We start from the raw sequence: 19,105 nt of genomic DNA, 5'->3' as shown, positions 1-19,105 counted from the left end.
TTGGCCCTCCGTGGCCGCTTCGCCGGTCCGCGACGGGGCCTGGTGCCGGTGGCTTTCGCTGTCGGCGGTTTCAGCAGACGCCACCGAAGCGCGTGACGGCGGCGGTGAGGTCGACATGTGAGGCGCCGTCGGGCCAGGCCACGACACTGCTGCACGCGGCGAAGTCACCCGGGTACGACGTGCTGCCGCCGAAACCGGCCGCGCACCCCGCCAGCCCGGGAATCGGGCCCCAGTTGACGCCGCCGGAGATGTAGACCGCGTTGACCCAGCCCCACACCCCGTTGTCGCTCAGCGTGTACGCCCACCAGTTGTTGGCCGCGCTGCCGTAGTGGACCCCCGCCGGGAACGTGCGCTGGCACACGAACCAGCTCGTGCCCTGGTACAGCACGCCGGTCGTGTTGTCGGCGACCGAGTAGGTGCTCGAGGTGGTCCAGCGGTTCCACAGGTGCACCGACGAGCGGTACATGTAGCAGTTGTAGGTGGCGTACCCCGCGTGGTTGGACGTCGGCGAGCACCCGGCCGCCTGGGCAGGCGCCGCGGCTATCCCCACCGCTCCGGCGACGACAGCGGCACCCAGCGCGGCCCGCAGGACAAGACTTTTCCACACCCGCATGGCGATTCCCCCGTCAAAATCGTTCGGCCCGGCGTGCGACCGCACCGTCGCGTACCGGATGGGAATTTGTCAATGGGCCTGCGCTTTTCAGCGGGCCTTCAGCCGCGGTGGGCGAGGATGGGGACGATGCGGGTGTTGGTCGTCGAGGACGAGCCGCGGCTCGCCGATGGTCTGCGGGCCGGGCTGGTCGCGGACGGCGAAACCGCCTGGCACGACTCCGCCGGCGGAGTCGACGGCTGAACAGACGGAAGCCGGCTCTCCTGGGCCACAATCAGCCCGGGACAGCCGGCTCGCCGAACGCTTACCGGACGCGGCGCCACCACGGCCGGCGGGCGCGGGCCTTGGCCCGCTGGCGGCGGAACACCACGACGGTGCCCAGGGCGGCCACGACCCCGCCGGCCGCGGCGGCGACCCGGCCGGGGCGGCGCCGTACCGTCTCGGTCACCTCGCCGGCCTTCTCGCCGGCTTTCTCGGTCGCGGCGTGCGCGGTGTCCCGCACCCGTTCCTTGGCGTCGGCGGCCGCCCCCTTGGCGCGGGACTTGACGTCCGCCTTGTCCGCGAGCGCCTCGACGGTGTCGCCCAGGTCCTCACGGGTGTGCGCGATGTCGGCGCGGATGGCGTCGGTGTCACCGGGCGGCGGTGCCGGTGTGGGTTCGGTGCTCTTCTTGGTGGTCATCGTTGGGCCCTCCCTCGTACCTCTTCGATGTCGGCCTGTACGCTCTGGACCGCTTCCCGCGGCACCGGCGGCACACCCTGAGCGACCTGGCGGCGGCCGATGACCGCCAGCACGCCGGCGACGGCGAAGAGGGCCGCGGCCACGATCAGCGCGGAGAGCCAGGCGGGCATCGCCTCGGCGAGGCCGAGCACGATGGCCGCGAGCAGCGCCGCCACGCCGTACAGCGCGACGACCCCGCCGCCGCCGAGCAGCCCGGCGCCGGTGCCCACCCGCTTGCCCTTCTCCACCATCTCCGCGCGGGCCAGGGCGAGCTCGTCGCGGACCAGGCGAGTGATCTGGTCGGCCGCCTGGCGGACCAGTTCGCCGGTACCCGCATCGGACATGATCGGTCACTCCTCACTCTCGGTGAGGTGAGTGATGCCCGGCGCGGTTCGCCGCAAAACCTGCCGCGGGTAACGCGCGGCCGCGGCCGGACGCTCTTTCCCGCGGTACTCCGAATCGGCGGAAGGGCTCACGATGATCGACGACCTCGGCGGCGCACCGTCCGGGCTGCTGGTGTCCGCGGTGCACCTCGGCGACGGCGTCCGGCTGGTGGTCGCCGGCGAGGTGGACGTCGTCTCCGCCGGTCAGTTCCGGCAGTACCTGTCCGGCGCGCTCGACCTGCGCCCCGCCTCGCTCACCGTCGACCTCGGCGGCGTCACGTTTCTGGACTCGACCGGCCTCAGCGCGCTCGTCTACGCCCACCAGCGGGCCGGCGACGAGGGCATCCACTTCAGGGTGGCCGATCCGCAGCCGCAGGTGCGCCGACTCCTCGAGGTGACCGGCCTGCTGCCGGTGCTCACCGAGGAGGGCTGACCGGGACACCCCCACCGGCCGGCCCGGCCCTCCTCCTCGCCGCTGGACGTGGGGGCGGCGAGGAGGAGGGCCAACACACCCTCAGGCAGGGGAGGAAGGCCAACACACCTCAACTAGCTGACGGCCGGGGGATCGCCGGGTGCAGGTGGGCGGTGGTGCCGCGCCGGTAGAGCTCGGCCCAGCCGCGTCCGGTCGCCAGCTTCTCGCCGGTCGGCTCCACGAAACCGGGCGTCGAGAGCACCTTGCGCCGGAAGTTGGCCGCGTGCAGCGGCACCCCCCACACCGTTTCGTACACCCGGCGCAGGTCCGCGATCGTGAACGGCTCGTCGAGGAACGTGGTGGCCAGCCCGGTGTACTCCAGCCTGGCCCGGGCCCGCTCGACCCCCTCGGCGAGGATGCGGTCGTGGTCGAAGGCGAGCGCGCCGGAGGCGCCGGCCAGCTCGGCCACCGGCTGGTAGCGGGCCTCGCTCGCGTCGGTGCCGGCCACCGGCGTCGGCAGGTCGGGCACCAGCGCCAGGTAGGCCACCGAGACCACCCGCATCCGGGGGTCGCGCCGCGGGTCGCCGAACGTCGCCAGCTGCTCCAGGTGCGCGCCGGCCCGGATGCCGGTCTCCTCCACCAGCTCCCGCCCGGCGGCCGCGTCGAGCGTCTCGTCCGGGCCGACGAAGCCGCCCGGCAGCGCCCACCGCCCGCGCTGCGGCGGCTCGCCACGGCGGATCAGCAGCACGCACAGCTCGCCCTCGCGCACGGTGAGGATCACCAGGTCGACGGTGACGGCGACGGGCGGGAAGGCCCGCGGGTCGTAGGTGGCGAGAAAGCCGCGGTCCTCGTCGGTGAGGTGGTTGTCGACGGTCACACACAGCATTGTACTCATGATGAGTTGTGTAGAGACTCAAAGTGAGTCATGATGCTGTGTATGTTCTGGCGAACGGGCAGCGAGTGGGGGACCGCCGCCGCGCTCGGGAAGGGAGCGTCATGACACCGAAGGAACGCCTCACCGCCCTGCGCGATGCCGAGTTGGACGGCAAGCCCATGAAGATAGCTCCGTTCTGGGGCCACCGGCCGACCGCGAGCGGCATGGTCGGGCCCAGCTGCCTGAGCCAGTGGTGGCTGGCCGAGTTCACAGTGGACGGCGTCACCTACCCGACCGCCGAGCACTGGATGATGGCCGCCAAGGCGCGCCTGTTCGGCGACGACGAGGGCCTCGCCGCGGTGCTGGCCGCCCGGAGTCCCGTCGCGGCGAAGGCGGCCGGCCGCAAGGTGCGCGACTTCCACCAGCAGAAGTGGGTCGACGCGCGGTACGACATCGTGGTAACCGGCAACCTGGCCAAGTTCAGCCAGCACGAAGGCCTGCGCGAGTTCCTCCTCGCGACTGGCGACCGGGTGCTCGTGGAGGCCAGCCCTTACGACCCGGTCTGGGGCATCGGGATGGGGCCCAACAACCCCGACGTGGCGCATCCCCTGAAATGGCGCGGGCTCAACCTGCTCGGCTTCGCGCTCATGGACGTACGGGAGCGGCTATGAACAACCAACGGTTACGGGCGGTCGCGGCGGAGACCGTCACAATCTCGCAAGTCGGCGGCTACCGCACGCCGTCCAGTGGATGGGTCGACATCCGCGAGTCGATCCGGGCGGCCGTGGCGCGCACCCGGCTGTACCTGCCCGGCGAGCGTCTGCCGGTCGGCTTCGCCCGCGCGGGCAGCGGGCTGGTGGAGGTCAGCAACGAGTCGACGCTGTCCGCCGCGTGGCGGCTCGGCGACGGCGCGGCCGCGCTGGTGTTCGCCTCGGCCCGCAACCCCGGCGGCGGCTTCCTCACCGGTGCCCGGGCGCAGGAGGAGGACATCGTCCGGTCCACCGCGCTGCATTCCTGCCTCAGCGCGGTGCCCGCGTTCTACCTCCACCACCGCGCCAACACCGACCTGCGCTACAGCGACCGAGTGATCTACTCGCCCGGCGTGCCGGTCTTCCGCGACGAGAGCCTGCGCCTGCTGGACCGTCCACACCGGACGGCCTTCATCACCGCGGCCGCGCCAAACCTTCGGGCGCTGCGGAGCAACCAGCCGCACTTCGCCGCCACCGTGCCCGACGTGCTGCGCGCCCGCGCCCTGCGGGTGGTCGAGGTCGCCGCCGCGCACGGGCACCGGCGGCTGGTCCTAGGCGCGTGGGGCTGCGGCGTCTTCGGCAACGACCCGGCCCTGGTGGCCAGCGCCTTCACCGCGGCCCTCGACCGGGTGGACGCCTTCGACCACGTGGTGTTCGCGGTGCTCGACCGGGCCCCCGGCACGCCCACGTACCACGCCTTCTCCGCGGCGGCCTCCACCTTGGTCTAGCGAGCGGGTCGCCGCTCTTCGAAACAGATTTTCCCGCCTCCGCGTCAGCGGCGGACCGTATGCTCCCGCGGGCACCGCTCCCGGCCGGCGGCTCGTGGGCCGAGCCGAAACCCCTGGCCGTCCACTGCCAGGTCCGCGGGACAAGCCCTGAAGATCTTCGCGGGCGGTCGCAGACCCCTACCCTCCGCCGCCCTGACAGAGCGTCACCAACCCGCGGGGCCGGGACTTCGAGATCTAGGAGACTTAGGGTTGATATAGCGCCCCAACTCTCCTAGATCTCAACCCGCGCGCTGTTCGCGCACCTCGCGGCGGTCACTGTAGGCGACGCAGCACCGCTTTCCGCCTCGCCACCGACCCGGGCCAGCGACATTGTGGACAAATTCTCACCCCCGCAAGGGTGACCGCGACCAAAGCGGACGGGTGAGGCCGCGGGAGCAGCGGTCCGGACCACGACGGACATCGCGGTAGCTCACATCTCCGAAGGTCTCGAGCGCCTCATCGACGGCGGGCGAGGGAGTCGACGCGGCGCAGGGCGTCGGGCATCCGATGTGGACCGGCCATCGCGGCGACCAGCGCGGCGGCCCGTTCGGCGCTCAGGCCGGCCGCGGTCACGTACAGCGGTCGCGCCGCGCCGCCGCGGTGGACGGGGATCGCGTGGCCGGCGCCGCGGAACTCGGTCTTCGCCACGCCCACCACCGGCACCCGGATCTCGGCGTGCAGGTGGGCGCCGAGGCCGGGCCGGCGTACGTCCACGATGGACGCGAATCGCTCGTCGGCGGCGACGACGGCCGCCGCGCCGGCGCCACCGGACGCGGGGTAGTGCACGTCCACGGCGGCGTAGCGGCCGTTCACTCGCCGACCGGGCCGCCGGCCATCTCGGCCACGATGTCGAGGTGGCCGAGGTGGCGGGCGTACTCCTGCACAAGGTGGAACAGCACCCGCTCCAGTGTCGGCGGCTCGGCGTCGGGCCAGCGCGGCCCGGGTGGCCCGGCGGCCGCCAGGTCGGCGCCCTCGACCACCGCGCGGGTGTGGGCACCCTGCGCGCGCAGCGCGGCGACCAGGTCGTCGAGGGTCTCGCCGGGTGACACGTGCCAGCGGTCGTCGCGGCGGTCGCCCCACGGGTCGCCCACGTCCTTGCCCTCGAAGCCCCACTCGATCCAGCGCAGCTCCACGTACCGCAGGTGCTTGAGCAGCTCCATGGGCGTCCAGCCGCTGGGCAGGCGGCTGCGGCGGAGCTCGGCCTCCGGCAACGCCGCAGCCTTCTCCACTGTGGACTCGCGGAAGTAGTCGAGGTACCGAAGGAAGACCTCGGCCCGCCCGCCGGCCGGGACGGTCGGCGAAGGGAACGGGCGGCTCACGGCTTGCGCCCCACGCCGCCGAACGCGTCGACGTCGGCCGCGCCCCCGGCCCCCGGATCCGGCCGCCACCGCGGGCAGGCGACCACGCCCGGCTCGACGAGTTCGAGGCCGTCGAAGAAAGAGGCGATCTCGGCGGGGGTGCGCAGCGTGTACGGCACGGCGCCGGTGTCGTTGTACTCCTCCTGCGCCGCGCCGATCCGATCGCTGAACACGGCGGTGCCGTCGTTGAGCGACAGGTAGCTACCGGACGGCAGCGCGGCGAGCAGCCCGCGGACGATCGCGCGGGCCTCGCCGGTGTCCGCGACGTGGCCGAGGACGCCGCTGAGGATCAGGGCCACCGGCCGTCCGAAGTCGAGGGTCCGCCGGGCCCCGGACACGATCCGGTCGGGGTCGCGCAGGTCGGCGTCGAGGAACGCGGTGGCGCCCTCCGGCGTGCCGGCGAGCAGGGCCCGCGCGTGGGCGAGCACCAGCGGGTCGCTGTCCACATAGACCACCCGGGAGTCGGGCGCCACGGCCTGGGCGACCTGGTGGGTGTTGTCGGCGGTCGGCAGGCCGGTGCCGACGTCGAGGAACTGGCGGACGCCGGCCTCGCCGGCCAGGTAACGGACCGAGCGGACCAGGAAGCCGCGGGACGCCCGCGCCACGTCCACCACGCCCGGAAAGACCCGCCGGTACTCGTCGCCGGCCGCCCGGTCGACCGGGAAGTTGTCGGTGCCGCCCAACCAGTAGTTCCAGATCCGGGCGGAGTGCGGCACGCTGGTGTCGATGCCGGGTGGCGCCTCATCGCCCGACGGCGGTCCCACGCTCATGGACCGACAGCGTACCGCCGGCGGTGAACGGGACGTCGCCGCGACGCAGGAGCAGCACGGTAAACCAGATCTCGGCGACCGCCGCCGGCGCCAGCAGCAACGCCGTCACGGACGCGTCGTAGCCGGGGACGAGGAAGAGCAGGAAGCTGTTGGCCAGGTACACCACCCCGGCGACGGCGAACATGTAGCCCAGCGCCGTGCGTGCCAGCAGGTAGCCGGTCGCGGCGCAGCAGACCGCGAAGAACGCGAGCGCGATCCCGTACCCGTACCGGAAGAGGTCGAGCAGCAGGGGGACGCCCGGGTCGCCGCCGCGCGCGGCGAGCAGCGCCGCGAACATCGTGGTCAGGTTGGCCGCCTGGACCACCACGGCGGCGAACCGGAAGATGGCGGCGACCAGCGAGACGTCCCGGTCGACGGGCTCGAAGAGCCGGTACAGGATGACCACCAGGAGCGTCTCGGCGAGCAGGAACACAAGGTTGACGGCGATGCCGGCCCGGTAGAGGCCCTCCGACCGCAGGATGTCGTCCGCGGTGGTGAGCCGGCCGCGGACCGCGACCTCGGCGAAGAGGCCGAAAACGATGATCACGAGGTACAGCAGCCCGGCGAGGCGGGCGCTCACGAGTCTCATCGGCCCACTGTCGGCGGCGGGCGTTGTGCGGGTGTTGAGAGACTGTTGAGCGTGGGCGCAGGGGTACGCATCCAGCTCCTCGGCGGCGTCGCCGCGGCGACCGACCTCGGTGAGCCGGTCGACGTGGGGCCGGCGAAGTGCCGCGCGCTGCTCGCCGCGCTCGCCCTCGCCCCCGGCACGGCCGTCCCGACCTGGCGGCTGGTCGAGCTGGTGTGGGGCAGCGACCCGCCGCGGACGGCCGAGCGCACCCTCCAGTCGTACGTGACGCGGCTGCGGGCCAGCCTCGGCCCCGGCACCATCGCGCGGGCCGGCGCCGCGTACCGGCTCGACGTGCCGGACACCGCGGTCGACGCCGCCCGCTTCCAGCGATGCCTCGACGCCGGCGATGTGACCGGTGCCATCGCCGAGTGGACCGGTCACCCGCTCGCCGGCCTCACCGCGCCTGGGCTGGCGGCCGCCGTCGACGGGCTCGTCGAGCGGTGGCTCGGCGCGGTCGAGGCCGACCTCGGCGCGCGGGTGGAGGCCGACCCGGGCGCCGCCGTCGGACGGCTGACCGAGCTGACCGCCGGCCACCCGTACCGGGAACGGCTGTGGGCGCTGCTGATGACCGCGCTGTACCGGGCCGGGCGGCAGGCGGACGCGCTCGCCGCGTACCGCACCGCGCGGCGGCACCTGGTCGACGGCCTCGGCGTCGAGCCCGGCCCCGAGCTGCGCAAGCTGGAGGCGGAGATCCTCGACCAGCGTCTGGAGCCGCCGCCGCACGCGGGCAACCTCCCGCTGCGGCCCGGCCGGCTGATCGGCCGGGCGCGCGAGCTGCTCGCCGTGCGGGCCGCGCTGGCCGCCTACCCGGTGGTGACGCTCGTCGGGCCGGGCGGGATCGGCAAGACCCGGCTCGCGCTGGCCGCCGCCCGCGAGGTGGTGGCCGCCGACGGCGCGTGGCTCGTCGACCTCACCGAGGTGACCGCGCCCGGTGACGTGCCGCGCGCGGTCGCCGGCGCGCTGGGCGTGCGGGAGAGCGCCGGGCGGAGCCTGCGCGAGTCCATTGTGGCTACTCTGCGCTCCCGGGACGCGTTGCTGGTGCTGGACAACTGCGAGCATGTCGTCGACGGCGCCGCCGGGCTGGCCCGCGCCGTCGCCGAGGGCAGTCCGGGCGTGCGGGTGCTGGCCACGTCGCGGGAGGGCCTCGACGTCGGAGACGGGCACGAGATGCTCGTCGCGGTGCCGCCGCTGGAGCCGGCCGGCGCGGCCGTGGAGCTGTTCGACGAGCGGGCCGCGGCCGCCTTCCCCGGCTACGACCCGGTCGCCGGCCGGCGCGACGTCGAGGAGATCTGCCGGCGCCTGGACGGCGTGCCGCTCGCCATCGAGCTCGCCGCCGCCCGCACCACGAGCCTGGCCCCGGCCGACCTCCTCGCCCGCCTCGACGACCATCTCGGTGTGCTCGTCGGCGGCCGGCGGACCGGCGCCGAGCGGCACCGCACGATGCGGGCCACGATCCAGTGGTCGTACGACCTGCTCGGCGCGGCGGAACGCGCGCTGCTGTGCCGGCTCGCCGTGTTCGCCGGCCCGTTCGACCTGGCCGCCGCCGAGGCGGTCGGCGGCACCGGGGCGGAGGCGGCGCTCGGCCATCTCGTGGCGCGGTCGATGGTGCTCGCCGAGCCCGGCCCGTTCGGGCGGCGCTTCCGTCTACTGGAGACGGTGCGGCAGTTCGCGGCCGAGCGGCTGGCCGCAGCGGGGGAGAGCGACCGGGCGGCCGCCGCGCACGCCCGCTGGTGCCGCGACCGCGCCGCCGCGATCGGCCGGCTGCTCGCCGGTCCGTCCGAAGTGGAGGGTGTGGCCCGGCTCGACGAGCACTGGCCCCACCAGCGGGCGGCGTTCGAGTGGGCCTGTGCGAGCGGCGACCGCGACCTGGCCTACGCGCTGGTCCGGACGGTGGCCACGGAGGTGTCGTCGCGCAGCCGGGCCGAGGTCGGCGACTGGGCTGAGCGCCTCCTGCCCGACCGCGCGCCCTTCGCGCTCGCCGTGGCGGCCCAGCGGTACAAGCTGAGCCACGACTCAGCGGCCTACGAGCGGCTGTTGGCCGAGCACGGCGAGCCGGACCACCCGGCGGCGGGGTGGGCGCGGGCCTGCGTGTACGGCGACTGGGAGGCGCTGGCCGCCTGCGCGCCGGACGCCCTCGCCGACCTGCGCGCGCACGGCGACCACGACCTGGCCGAGCACGTCGAGGTGGACATCGGCGCCGCGCTGCTGTTCCGCGGCCGCTTCGCCGAGCACGACGCGGTCATGCGCGGGCTGGCCGAGCGCTACCGGGTGCAGGGGCCGCCCACGCTGTACAACTGGGCGCTCATGCTGCTCGGCTACTCCGCCGCCGGGCAGGGCCGGCACGAGGAGGCGGAGCGGCTCTTCGACGCGGCGGTCGACGTCGAGGTGCCGCCGCGCACCCATTCGCCCAACCGCACCGTGGAGGCGCGGGTGGCGTTCCGGCGCGGCGACCGGCCGCGCGCGTTCCGGGCGCTGCGCGCGCACGTCGAGGAGCTGCTCGACAGCGACAACATGCAGGGCGCCTGCGTGGCGTCGGTCGAGTTCGTGTCGATGCTGGCGCGTTCCGGGCGCCCGGCGGAGGCCGAGCCCGTGCTGGCGTACCTGCGGGGGAGTGGCCTGCTCGACACGCCGGTGTGGCGGGCCCAGCTCGACCCGGTGCCGGGCCTGCCCGACCCCGGCGGCGCGGCCGAGCTGGACGACCGGGGTGCCCTGGAGTACATGCTGTCCGTGCTCGGCCGCGGGAATGAGGTCGACGCGCCGCGGCACACCCGCTAGGTTGCCGGTCCGTGACCGAAGACCTGCCGCAACCGTTCGTCATCCGCGAGCGCCACCACCGCATCCACGACCCGTTCACGGAGGAGAAGCTGGCCGTGCTCGGCCGGGCGCTCCGGCTGCGGGCCGGTGCGAGCGTGCTCGACCTCGCCTGCGGCAGCGGCGAGATGCTCTGCACCTGGGCACGCGACCACGGCGTCACCGGCACCGGCGTGGACATCAGCACGGCGTTCCTCGCCTCGGCGCGCGACCGGGCGGCCGAGCTGGGCGTCGCGGACCGGGTCACGTTCGTGCACGGGGACGCCGCCGGCCACGTCGCGCCCGCGCCGGTCGACGTGGCCGCGTGCGTGGGCGCCACCTGGATCGGCGGCGGCGTCGCCGGCACGATCGCGTTGCTGGAACGCAGCCTGCGTCCGGGCGGCCTGGTGCTGATCGGCGAACCGTTCTGGCGCGAGGAGCCGCCCGACCAGGCCACGGTGGAGGGTTGCCACGCCACCGGCAAGGACGAGTTCGCCGACCTGCCCGGCCTGGTCGCGGGCTTCGGCGAGCTGGGCTGGGACCTGGTCGAGATGGTGCTCGCCGACGAGGACAGCTGGGACCGTTACGTGGCCGCGCAGTGGCTCAACGTCCGGGAGTGGCTGGACGCGAATCCCGGCCACGCGCTCGCCGGCGAGATGCGCGCCGAGCTGGACCGGGCGCCGCTGGCCTACGTCAGGTACCAGCGGCGGTTCCTCGGTTGGGGTGTCTTCGCCCTGAAGCGGCGCTGACGGTGGGCGGCCGGCCGCCCACCGGTCAGTCCTTGATGGAGCCGGTCACCTTGCCGGTGCTGGACATCGCGACGCAGGCGACGCCCTGGTCGCCGAGCCGCCACGAGGTCTGCGTCGGGTGCAGGAAGTAGATCTCGACGTTGGGGTCGTCGGCGGCCTTGGCCGAGTAGGTCTTCAGCCGGTCGACGCAGCCGTCCTCGGCGAGCTTGCCCACCTCGGTGTCGCCCGGGAAGTCGCCGTCGGCCAGGTCGAAGGTCGCGAACACCTCGCCCTCGTGCGGCTGGGTGCAGGGCACCGCCGGCAGGTCGCGGATCGCGCTGCCCTCCTTGAGGCCGTTGAGGCACTGGCCGGGTGTGAGCCGCTGCACGTTGACGTCGCCGCTGTCGGCCAGGGACGTGGTCGGGTCGTTCGTGTTGCCGGTGCCGCCGGCGACGATGCCGACGATCACCAGGGCCACGATGCCGAGCACCCAGACGCCGGACAGCGAGAGGCCGGCGATGGCCAGGCCCCGGCCGCCCTGGCCGCGCTTCTTGATCTGGGACAGCGCCACGAAGCCGAAGATGACGCTGAGCAGGATGCCGCCGAGCAGGCCGAAGACGAGCGACGCGATCGCGAACCCGTTGGTGCCGCCCTGGCGCGGCGGTGGTGGCGGCTGCTGCTGCCCCCACTGGCCGGGCGGTGGCTGCTGGCCCCACTGGTCGGCCTGTGGCTGCTGGCCCCACTGGTCCTGTCGCGGCGGCTGCTGGCCCCACTGGTCAGCCTGCGGCTGCTGGCTCCACTGGTCCTGTTGCGGCTGGCCGTAGACACCCGGCTGGGGCTGGCCGTAGACGCCGGGCTGCTGCTGGGCCTGGCCGTACACGCCGGACTGCGGCTGCCCGTAGACGCCGGGCTGCTGCGGCTGCTGGCCCCAGGAGGCCGGCTGCTGCTGGCCCCACGGGTCGGGCTGCTGCGGCGCTCCGGACGTGGGATAGGGCTGCTGCGGTGCGCCTGACGTGGGGTAGGACTGCGGAGATCCGTACGGAGGGGGCTGAGTCACGGCCGGACACTAGCAGGGCCGCGCGCCCCTCACCTGCCCGTATTGCTGTCAGTCTGGCTACAGCTCGGGGGCGGGCGGCACGCGCGCCGCCCGCCCCGGCACCCACAGTGTCTAGTGGTGACCGCCGCGCCACGGGCTGTCGATGTAGACGAGCGCGTCGCCGACCGCCCGCTCGGTGCCGCCGCTCGGCCTGTTGACGAGCGCGCCACCCACCGACATCGCGGTCGAGCCGCCACCGTCGAGGTTGACCGCGTCGCGCAGGCCGAGCGCGTGGGCCACGGCCGCCGTCTCGTCCATCGTGGTACCGACGCTGGTGGTCTGCCGGCCGTCGATGGTGGCCAGGACGATCCGCCCGTCGCCGGTGACGCCGGCGATCGTGCGCGGGTTGCGGGCGAAGAAGCTGCCCGTGCCGGCCGGCACGACGATGCGACCGTCCGCCGTGAGCGGGTACCGGCCGTTGACGCCGAACAGGCCCGGCCGCAGGTCGACCCGGTCGCCCTCGGCGTCGCGCAGGGTGACCGTCCGGGTCAGGCAGCCGGACGCCGTGATGGCCAGCACCGCGGCGGCCTCCTGCCCGGTCGCTTGCAGGGACTTCTGGCCGGCGGCCAGCGAGGTGCCCCGGGTGGTCGCGGTGCGTACCGCACACCCGTGCCGGTCCAGCACGACCTCCACGCCGGCGCCGGCCGGAGTGGCCGGGCCGAACTCCGGTGTGAACTCCACGACGTCACCGCTCACGCCGCACCGCGTCTGGTCGGCGAGGGTCGCGCAGGCGGCCGGTACCACCGGCGGGTGGTTGAGGAACTCCAGCGGGAGTGTCGCGCCGGTCCGCCGGTTGCGGACCGTCCCGGTCCAGGACAGCCGCCCCATGAGTACCTTGTCGCTGGCCGCGTCCACGACGAGGTTGACCTCGGCGGGATCGGTGGTCGGCTCGCTGAGCAGCCTGCCGCCGAAGATCCCGAGACCGACCGGGTCGCCCGGATACTGCGGGTTCGCGGTGAAGGTGAAGAACGAGGCGTTCACCCCGGCGAGCGCGCCGGCGGAGCGGACCAGCTCGGTGGTCGGTTCGACCTGGCCCAGGTTCGGGCCGTAGGTGGCGGCGAGGTGGCCACGAGCCCGGCGCGGGTCGATGGTCAGCACGTTGACCACCCACGGGCCGCGCGTGGTGGTGTTGATCTGGTCGGCGGGCGCCGGCTCGGTGCCGCGGGTGATGCGGGTGAGCGTGACGCCCCGGGCGAGCGTCTGGGTCGTCCGCGCCTCGACAAGATCCGCGTCGCCGAGGGGCAGGGGGCTCGCGCCGAGCGCGGGTGCGCCGGGCGCGAGCCCGACGGCCAGCGCGACCGCCGTCGCGGCGGCCAGGACTCCGGTACGGAATTTGTAGATCATGGTGGCGATCGTCGCCACCGGATGGAACCCGTACCTCCCGGTTCGTTGACGTGCGGGCGAAGTGTGGGTTACGGGCGTTCCTGGTCCCACCGCCATTCGGTGATCTCGGGCGCGTCCTCGCCGTGCTCGCGCGTGTGGTCGCGGCACCGCTGGCGGGCGTCCACCATGGACTGACGCAGGTGGGCGGCCCGGGTCCGCAGGTCCGGCACGCGGTCGATCACGTCGATCACCAGGTGGTACCGGTCGAGGTCGTTGAGCATCACCATGTCGAACGGCGTGGTCGTGGTGCCTTCCTCCTTGTATCCGCGCACATGAAGGTTCTTGTGGTTGGTGCGCCGGTAGGTGAGGCGGTGGATCAGCGCCGGGTAGCCGTGGTAGGCGAAGATGACCGGCCGGTCCGTGGTGAAGATGGTGTCGAACTGGGTGTCCGGCAGCCCGTGCGGGTGCTCGCTCTCCGGCTGGAGCCGCATCAGGTCGACGACGTTGACCACGCGCACCTTGAGCTCGGGCAGGTGGCGGCGGAGCAGGTCGGCGGCGGCGAGCGTCTCCATCGTCGGCACGTCGCCGGCGCAGGCGAGCACCACGTCCGGCGCGGTGCCCTCGTCGGTGCTGGCCCAGTGCCAGATGCCGAGGCCGCGCCGGCAGTGCAGGTCGGCCTCCTCCATCGTCAGCCAGCTCGGGCCGGGCTGCTTGCCGGCGATGACGACGTTGACGTAGTGCCGGCTGCGCAGGCAGTGGTCCATCGTGGACAGCAGCGTGTTGGCGTCCGGTGGCAGGTAGACGCGGACGACCTCGGCCTTCTTGTTGACGACGTGGTCGATGAAGCCGGGGTCCTGGTGCGAGAAGCCGTTGTGGTCCTGGCGCCACACGTGCGAGGAGAGCAGGTAGTTGAGCGAGGCGATCGGGCGCCGCCACGGGATGCCGCGGGTTACCTTGAGCCACTTCGCGTGCTGGTTGACCATCGAGTCGACGACGTGGATGAACGCCTCGTAGCTGGTGAAGACGCCGTGCCGCCCGGTGAGCAGGTAGCCCTCCAGCCAGCCCTCGCACAGGTGCTCGGACAGCACCTCGACGACCTGGCCGTCGGCGCCGAGGTGCTCGTCGCCCTCCTGACGTGCCGCGAGGAACGTCCGGTCGGTCGCCTCGAACACCGCGTCCAGCCGGTTGGAGGCCACCTCGTCCGGGCCGAACAGGCGAAACCGGTCGGGGTTGGCCCGGATGACGTCGCGGAGCCAGCCGCCGAGCACGCGGGTGGCCTCCGAGGGCGGCTCGCCCGGCCGGGGCACCCGGACGCCGTACGTCCGGTAGTCGGGCAGCACGAGGTCGCGCAGGACCGAGCCGCCGTTGGCGTGCGGGTTGGCGCTCATCCGCCGGTCGCCGCGCGGCGGCAGCGCGGCCACCTCGCCGACCGGCGCGCCGGTCGCGTCGAAGAGCTCCTCCGGCCGGTACGAGCGCAGCCACTCCTCCAGCAGGCGCAGCTGCTCGTCGTTCTCGCGGATCCCGGTGAGGGGCACCTGGTGCGAGTGGAAGGTGCCCTCGTGGGGGCCGGTCCAGCCTTTCGGCGTGCGCATGACGATCACCGGCCAGCGGGGGCGGCTGGTGTCGCCGGTGGTGCGGGCGTGCCGCTGGATGCCGGCGATGTCGTCCAGCGCCCGGTCGAACGCGGCCGCCAACCCCTGGTGGACGGCCTCGACCCGGTCGCCTTCCACCAGGTACGGCCGGTAGCCGTAGCCGCGCAGGAGGGTGAGCAGGTCGTCGCGGGGGATGCGGTCGAGCACCGTCGGGTTCGCGATCTTGTACCCGTTGAGGTGGAGGATCGGCAGCACCGCACCGTCGCGGGCCGGATTGTTGAACACGTTCGACAGCCAGCTGCCCTGAAGCGGCCCGGTCTCCGCCTCGCCGTCGCCGATCACGCAGGCGACCAGCAGGTCCGGGTTGTCGAACGCGGCGCCATATGCGTGCATCAGCGAGTACCCCAACTCGCCACCCTCGTGGATCGAGCCGGGCACCTCGGCCGCGACGTGGCTGGGGATACCGCCGGGAAACGAGAACTGGCGGAACAGCCGCGCCATGCCCGCCTCGTCCCGGGACACCGAGGGGTACAGCTCGCTGTACGTGCCCTCCAGCCAGGTGTTCGCGACGATGGCCGGGCCGCCGTGGCCGGGCCCGGTGACGTAGATGGCGTTCAGGTCGCGCCCGACGATGGCCCGGTCCAGGTGGGCGTAGAGCAGGTTGAGGCCGGGGCTGGTGCCCCAGTGGCCGAGCAGGCGGGGCTTGACGTGCTCGCGGCGCAGCGGCTCGCGCAGCAACGGGTTGTCCATGAGGTAGATCTGGCCGACCGTGAGGTAGTTGGCCGCCCGCCAGTACGCGTCGAGCCGCGCGAGCTCGGTGTCGGTGAGGGGGGACGCCGGCTCCAGCGTGGTATCCATGCCTGTCGGGCTACCCGGCCCGCCGCTCTTCACACGTCGCCCGCCGGCCGCCAGGTGGGAGGATGAGCGGCATGATCAGGCTCGGGAGCGTTGTGATCAACTGTGCGGACCTGGAGCGGATGACCGCGTTCTGGGCGGCGGCGCTGCACCTGGACCCGGCGCCGGGTGACCGCTTTCGCGTGCTGCGCGGCACCGCCGTCAACGTCTCGCTCCAGGTGGCGCTGACGCGGGTGAGCGCGCGCGACCAGATGCACTTCGACCTGTACACGGACGACCAGGCGGGCGAGGTGCGGCGGCTGCGTGAGCTCGGTGCCACGTTCGTGCGCCACCACGACGACCCGGACGACGACTACGTGGTGCTCACCGACCCGGAGGGCAACGAGTTCTGCGTGTGCGCCGTGTCCTGAGTGGACCTCACTGCGGTGGCGGGCCCATCGGGTTGGCCTGGAGGGCGCGCGCGACGGTGACCAGGTTGGCGGCCATCGCCCGCCCGGTCTTGCCCGCCCAGTCGTGGCCACGCTCGTCGTCGAGGTAGTCGGGTCCGGCGCCAGGGCCCAGGTGCCAGTACGTCCACGCCTGGCCGGGAACCGTGTAGCCGATGTCCACAAGGCCGCCGCAGATCTCGCTGATCACATGGTGGGCGCCGTCCTCGTTGCCGGTGTTGACCACGCCGGCCACCCGGTTGTACGCGACCGGCCGCCCTTCGTCGTCGGTCTCGGACAGCATGGCGTCCATCCGCTCCAGCACGCGCTGCGCCACGGACGACGGATGGCCCAGCCAGGTAGGGGTCGCGATGATGAGGATCTGCGAGCGCAGGAGCTGGTCGTGGATGTCGGGCCACTGGTCGCCGGCGCCCATGTCCGCGCTGACACCGGGCAGGATGTTGCGGTCCACGGCACGCACCCAGTCGACCTCCACCTCGCGTTTCTCCATCTCCTCGGCGACCACGCGGGCGAGGGCCTCGGTGTTGGAGGCCGCCGGGCTGGGCTTGAGGGTGCAGTTGACGATGAGTGCGCGCATGCCTTCGCGTACCCGGTCTGGCGTGACCCATGCATGTCGCCTAATTTGGCGGCGTCCTCAGGATCGACGGGGGTGGTTGCCCACGAGCAACGTGAATCCCTGTCAGATATCTGTCGGGCGGGCGGATAGGAACGCCGGTACATTCGTTGGCACGGCGGGAAAGCCGTTGGGGTCGTGGGAAGACCGTGGGGGATCTTTACACAACCCGCTCGTGGTGAGCGGTCGCCTGGTGCCGGGCCGGGGCCTGTAGCGCCCTCCGGCGGCACCGCCTCCCTGGCGCAGCCCACCACCGGCCGGGTCGCGGCCCCGCGGAGCTTCCCTTGGTGGTCGGGGCGCCCCGCACGGCACTGGGAACCGTGCTGGACGCCCCGACCACGCCTTCGTGGCGCGGCCTTCGTGGCGTGGCGCGGCCTTCGTGGCGTGGCGCCTTGGTGGCGCGGTGCGCCTTCGTGGTGCGGTGGTCGCTCGGGCCGTGTGGGCCGGCCGGGCCGTGGCCCTGGGGCGCGTTCCTTGGTGGTCGCTTGGGCTGTGCGTGCGCGGCTTCGGGCGTGCGGCGCTTGCTTTGGTGGTCGCTCGGGCCGTGCGTGCGCGGCTTCGGGCGTGCGGCGCTTGCTTTGGTGGTCGCTCGGGCTGTGCGTGCGCGGCTTCGGGCGTGCGGCGCTTGCTTTGGTGGTCGCTCGGGCCGTGCGTGCGCGGCTTCGGGCGTGCGGCGCTTGCTTTGGTGGTCGCTCGGGCCGTGTGCCCGCCTTCGGGTGTGCGGAGTGCCACCCCGGCCGGTCTGGGCCGGCGGCGTCGTGGTGAGTCCACAGGTAAGTTCGTGATCGGGTTTTCTTTCCCGTCCGTGTATATCTGTGGACCCAACCGCGAGGGGGCTCGACCAGTGGGTGAGCGGCCGTACATCCTGCTCAGCTGCGGCATGTCCATCGACGGCTATCTGGACAACGCGGGCGGAAAGCGGCTGCTGCTCTCCAACGACGCCGACTTCGACCGGGTGGACGACGTACGGGCGAGCTGTGACGCCATCATGGTCGGTGCGAGCACGGTGCGGCTGGACAACCCGCGGCTGCTGGTCCGTTCTGCCGAACGCCGTTCGGACAGGGTCGCCCGGGGCCTGCACCCCACGCCGCTCAAGGTGACGGTGACCGGACGCGGCGAACTTGACCCCACCGCCAACTTCTTCCGCACCGGCGATGTGGACAAGCTCGTGTACTGCGCCAGCGAGGCGGTGGACGGCACCCGCGAGCGGCTGGGCGACGTGGCGACCGTGGTGGACGCCGGCGAGCCCGTCGACCTCTGCCGCATGCTGGCCGATCTGCACCGCCGCGGCGTGCGCCGGCTGATGGTCGAGGGTGGCGGGCGGGTGCACACCCAGTTCCTCACCGCCGGGCTCGTCGACGAGCTGCACCTGGTGATCGCGCCGTTCTTCGTCGGCGACTCGCGGGCGCCCCGGTTCGTCGGCGACGGCGCGTTTCCGTGGGGCCCGGAGCGGCGGGCCGCGCTCGTCGAGGTGCGCCAGATCGGCGACGTGGTACTGCTGCGCTACGCGCTCTCCGAACGGTTCGAGAAGGGCGCCGCGCGCGCCGGGTTCGAGGAGGTCTGAGTTCGTGGTGACCAGGCTGGCCATGTGGTCCGGGCCGCGCAACGTCTCGACGGCTTTGATGCGCAGCTTCGGCTCGCGGACCGACACGCTCGTGGTCGACGAGCCGCTGTACGCGTACTACCTGGACGCGACCGGCCTCGACCACCCCGGTCGCGCCGACGTGCTGGCCAGCCAGCCCAACCGCTGGCAGGACGTGGCGGCCGCGCTCACCGGCCCGCTGCCGGACGGCGTCGCCGTGTACTACCAGAAGCACATGGCGCACCACCTGCTCCCCGACGTGGGGCGCGGCTGGCTACCGGAGCTCGCGCACGCGTACCTGATCCGCGACCCGGAGCACGTCGTCGCCTCGTACGCGAAGGTGCGGGGCGAGCCGACCTTGGCCGACCTGGGGTACGTGCAGCAGGTGGAGATCTTCCGCGCCGTCGGCGGCCCGGTGGTCGACGCCGCCGACCTGCTCCGCGACCCGGCCGGCGTGCTGGAGCGGCTGTGCGCGGCGCTCGGCATCGGGTACGACCCGGCGATGCTGAGCTGGGCGTCCGGCCGGCGGGAGACCGACGGGGTGTGGGCGCCGCACTGGTACGCGGGAGTTGAGAGGTCCACCAGGTTCGGCCCGTACACACCGCCGTCCGGTCCGGTGCCCGAGCGGCTGGCGCCGCTGGTGGAGCAGGCGCGGCCCTACTACGACGAGCTGTACGCCCACCGGGTCTGAGCCGCCGCGACCGAGGCTCGTGGCATCGAGCCCCGATCGTGGCGTTGGCCGTTCCAGATGCCCTGGAGGTTGGCGGCCGGC

The 19,105-nt window shown here is 73.3% G+C and carries 20 protein-coding genes; 8 read left to right on the top strand and 12 right to left on the bottom strand.

The window, feature by feature from the left end; all coding sequences use genetic code 11:
* Positions 1 to 70: 70 nt before the first annotated feature.
* From ACTMTJ_RS14080 to ACTMTJ_RS14070, 3 genes are all read right to left on the bottom strand, one after another.
* The gene (locus tag ACTMTJ_RS14080) at positions 71 to 613 is read right to left on the bottom strand and encodes a hypothetical protein (protein WP_441216804.1); all 543 of its coding nucleotides are present in this window, start codon (positions 611 to 613) and stop codon (positions 71 to 73) included.
* Positions 614 to 914: 301 nt separating this feature from the next.
* Complete coding sequence (locus ACTMTJ_RS14075) at positions 915 to 1,289, bottom strand: DUF3618 domain-containing protein (protein ID WP_441216803.1); 375 nt, start codon at positions 1,287 to 1,289, stop codon at positions 915 to 917.
* Entirely contained in the window at positions 1,286 to 1,672 is a 387-nt protein-coding gene (locus ACTMTJ_RS14070) for a phage holin family protein (protein WP_441216802.1), read from the bottom strand. The genes ACTMTJ_RS14075 and ACTMTJ_RS14070 overlap by 4 nt, the downstream gene beginning before the upstream one ends.
* A 133-nt stretch (positions 1,673 to 1,805) precedes the next feature.
* Here ACTMTJ_RS14070 and ACTMTJ_RS14065 point away from each other — a divergent pair, with 133 nt between their 5' ends.
* Entirely contained in the window at positions 1,806 to 2,144 is a 339-nt protein-coding gene (locus tag ACTMTJ_RS14065) for an STAS domain-containing protein (protein ID WP_441216801.1), read from the top strand.
* Between the two features lie 109 nt (positions 2,145 to 2,253).
* Here the strand turns inward: ACTMTJ_RS14065 and ACTMTJ_RS14060 are convergent, their stop codons facing one another.
* Positions 2,254 to 3,018 (bottom strand): NUDIX hydrolase, encoded by a 765-nt coding sequence (locus ACTMTJ_RS14060; RefSeq protein WP_441216800.1) that lies wholly within the window; start codon positions 3,016 to 3,018, stop codon positions 2,254 to 2,256.
* A 101-nt stretch (positions 3,019 to 3,119) separates the two neighbouring features.
* On the opposite strand from ACTMTJ_RS14060, the gene ACTMTJ_RS14055 reads away from it, so the two are divergent.
* Together ACTMTJ_RS14055 and ACTMTJ_RS14050 are read left to right on the top strand one after the other, a co-directional pair.
* Positions 3,120 to 3,668, top strand: coding sequence for an NADAR family protein (locus ACTMTJ_RS14055; RefSeq protein WP_441216799.1), 549 nt, complete (start codon positions 3,120 to 3,122; stop codon positions 3,666 to 3,668).
* A complete protein-coding gene (locus ACTMTJ_RS14050) occupies positions 3,665 to 4,474 on the top strand; it encodes a TIGR02452 family protein (protein WP_441216798.1) in 810 nt (269 codons plus the stop codon). Before ACTMTJ_RS14055 ends, ACTMTJ_RS14050 begins: the two co-directional genes overlap by 4 nt.
* Before the next feature lie 495 nt (positions 4,475 to 4,969).
* Here the strand turns inward: ACTMTJ_RS14050 and ACTMTJ_RS14045 are convergent, their stop codons facing one another.
* Genes ACTMTJ_RS14045 through ACTMTJ_RS14030 form a run of 4 tightly spaced genes read right to left on the bottom strand, consistent with a single transcriptional unit; the run spans position 4,970 to position 7,269 of the window.
* Positions 4,970 to 5,326 carry a hypothetical protein gene (locus ACTMTJ_RS14045; protein WP_441216797.1) on the bottom strand — a complete coding sequence of 119 codons (357 nt, stop codon included), beginning with the start codon at positions 5,324 to 5,326 and terminating at the stop codon, positions 4,970 to 4,972.
* Complete coding sequence (locus ACTMTJ_RS14040) at positions 5,323 to 5,832, bottom strand: DinB family protein (protein ID WP_441216796.1); 510 nt, start codon at positions 5,830 to 5,832, stop codon at positions 5,323 to 5,325. The genes ACTMTJ_RS14045 and ACTMTJ_RS14040 overlap by 4 nt, the downstream gene beginning before the upstream one ends.
* On the bottom strand, positions 5,829 to 6,641 hold the full coding sequence (locus ACTMTJ_RS14035; RefSeq protein WP_441216795.1) for an SAM-dependent methyltransferase: 813 nt from the start codon (positions 6,639 to 6,641) through the stop codon (positions 5,829 to 5,831). Before ACTMTJ_RS14035 ends, ACTMTJ_RS14040 begins: the two co-directional genes overlap by 4 nt.
* Positions 6,613 to 7,269, bottom strand: coding sequence for a DUF4386 domain-containing protein (locus tag ACTMTJ_RS14030; protein WP_441216794.1), 657 nt, complete (start codon positions 7,267 to 7,269; stop codon positions 6,613 to 6,615). The genes ACTMTJ_RS14035 and ACTMTJ_RS14030 overlap by 29 nt, the downstream gene beginning before the upstream one ends.
* 51 nt (positions 7,270 to 7,320) lie before the next feature.
* Between ACTMTJ_RS14030 and ACTMTJ_RS14025 the strand changes: the two genes are divergently transcribed.
* Complete coding sequence (locus ACTMTJ_RS14025; protein ID WP_441216793.1) at positions 7,321 to 10,083, top strand: BTAD domain-containing putative transcriptional regulator; 2,763 nt, start codon at positions 7,321 to 7,323, stop codon at positions 10,081 to 10,083.
* 11 nt (positions 10,084 to 10,094) lie between these two features.
* Entirely contained in the window at positions 10,095 to 10,847 is a 753-nt protein-coding gene (locus ACTMTJ_RS14020; protein WP_441216792.1) for an SAM-dependent methyltransferase, read from the top strand.
* Positions 10,848 to 10,872: 25 nt separating this feature from the next.
* Here ACTMTJ_RS14020 and ACTMTJ_RS14015 read toward each other — a convergent pair whose 3' ends face one another.
* From ACTMTJ_RS14015 to ACTMTJ_RS14005, 3 genes are all read right to left on the bottom strand, one after another.
* Positions 10,873 to 11,883 (bottom strand): DUF4190 domain-containing protein, encoded by a 1,011-nt coding sequence (locus tag ACTMTJ_RS14015; protein WP_441216791.1) that lies wholly within the window; start codon positions 11,881 to 11,883, stop codon positions 10,873 to 10,875.
* A 111-nt stretch (positions 11,884 to 11,994) separates the two neighbouring features.
* Positions 11,995 to 13,239 carry a phosphodiester glycosidase family protein gene (locus ACTMTJ_RS14010; protein ID WP_441216855.1) on the bottom strand — a complete coding sequence of 415 codons (1,245 nt, stop codon included), beginning with the start codon at positions 13,237 to 13,239 and terminating at the stop codon, positions 11,995 to 11,997.
* Between the two features lie 95 nt (positions 13,240 to 13,334).
* On the bottom strand, positions 13,335 to 15,695 hold the full coding sequence (locus ACTMTJ_RS14005; RefSeq protein ID WP_441216790.1) for a phosphoketolase family protein: 2,361 nt from the start codon (positions 15,693 to 15,695) through the stop codon (positions 13,335 to 13,337).
* Between the two features lie 71 nt (positions 15,696 to 15,766).
* Here ACTMTJ_RS14005 and ACTMTJ_RS14000 point away from each other — a divergent pair, with 71 nt between their 5' ends.
* Positions 15,767 to 16,102, top strand: a complete 336-nt coding sequence (locus tag ACTMTJ_RS14000; RefSeq protein WP_441216789.1) for a VOC family protein — start codon at positions 15,767 to 15,769, stop codon at positions 16,100 to 16,102.
* Between the two features lie 7 nt (positions 16,103 to 16,109).
* On the opposite strand, the gene ACTMTJ_RS13995 is transcribed toward ACTMTJ_RS14000, so the two are convergent.
* A complete protein-coding gene (locus tag ACTMTJ_RS13995; protein ID WP_441216788.1) occupies positions 16,110 to 16,715 on the bottom strand; it encodes a flavodoxin family protein in 606 nt (201 codons plus the stop codon).
* Between the two features lie 880 nt (positions 16,716 to 17,595).
* On the opposite strand from ACTMTJ_RS13995, the gene ACTMTJ_RS13990 reads away from it, so the two are divergent.
* Both ACTMTJ_RS13990 and ACTMTJ_RS13985 read left to right on the top strand, forming a co-directional pair.
* A complete protein-coding gene (locus tag ACTMTJ_RS13990) occupies positions 17,596 to 18,315 on the top strand; it encodes a RibD family protein (protein WP_441216787.1) in 720 nt (239 codons plus the stop codon).
* A gap of 4 nt (positions 18,316 to 18,319) precedes the next feature.
* Positions 18,320 to 19,024 carry an HAD family hydrolase gene (locus ACTMTJ_RS13985; protein ID WP_441216786.1) on the top strand — a complete coding sequence of 235 codons (705 nt, stop codon included), beginning with the start codon at positions 18,320 to 18,322 and terminating at the stop codon, positions 19,022 to 19,024.
* The last annotated feature ends 81 nt before the right edge of the window (positions 19,025 to 19,105 follow it).

Origin of the sequence: Phytohabitans sp. LJ34 (assembly GCF_052068095.1) — a bacterium.
Taxonomy (GTDB): Bacteria; Actinomycetota; Actinomycetes; order Mycobacteriales; family Micromonosporaceae; genus Phytohabitans.
The sequence above is the reverse complement of the archived record's forward strand: the minus strand, read 5'-3'. Positions and strand labels throughout refer to the sequence as shown.

Bases quoted from the DNA above. Each gene is read 5' to 3' on its own strand.
- ACTMTJ_RS14080 (WP_441216804.1), bottom strand. From the start codon at position 613: ATGCGGGTGTGGAAAAGTCTTGTCCTGCGGGCCGCGCTGGGTGCCGCT.
- ACTMTJ_RS14075 (WP_441216803.1), bottom strand. From the start codon at position 1,289: ATGACCACCAAGAAGAGCACCGAACCCACACCGGCACCGCCGCCCGGT.
- ACTMTJ_RS14070 (WP_441216802.1), bottom strand. From the start codon at position 1,672: ATGTCCGATGCGGGTACCGGCGAACTGGTCCGCCAGGCGGCCGACCAG.
- ACTMTJ_RS14065 (WP_441216801.1), top strand. From the start codon at position 1,806: ATGATCGACGACCTCGGCGGCGCACCGTCCGGGCTGCTGGTGTCCGCG.
- ACTMTJ_RS14060 (WP_441216800.1), bottom strand. From the start codon at position 3,018: ATGAGTACAATGCTGTGTGTGACCGTCGACAACCACCTCACCGACGAG.
- ACTMTJ_RS14055 (WP_441216799.1), top strand. From the start codon at position 3,120: ATGACACCGAAGGAACGCCTCACCGCCCTGCGCGATGCCGAGTTGGAC.
- ACTMTJ_RS14050 (WP_441216798.1), top strand. From the start codon at position 3,665: ATGAACAACCAACGGTTACGGGCGGTCGCGGCGGAGACCGTCACAATC.
- ACTMTJ_RS14035 (WP_441216795.1), bottom strand. From the start codon at position 6,641: ATGAGCGTGGGACCGCCGTCGGGCGATGAGGCGCCACCCGGCATCGAC.
- ACTMTJ_RS14030 (WP_441216794.1), bottom strand. From the start codon at position 7,269: ATGAGACTCGTGAGCGCCCGCCTCGCCGGGCTGCTGTACCTCGTGATC.
- ACTMTJ_RS14005 (WP_441216790.1), bottom strand. From the start codon at position 15,695: ATGGATACCACGCTGGAGCCGGCGTCCCCCCTCACCGACACCGAGCTC.
- ACTMTJ_RS14000 (WP_441216789.1), top strand. From the start codon at position 15,767: ATGATCAGGCTCGGGAGCGTTGTGATCAACTGTGCGGACCTGGAGCGG.
- ACTMTJ_RS13995 (WP_441216788.1), bottom strand. From the start codon at position 16,715: ATGCGCGCACTCATCGTCAACTGCACCCTCAAGCCCAGCCCGGCGGCC.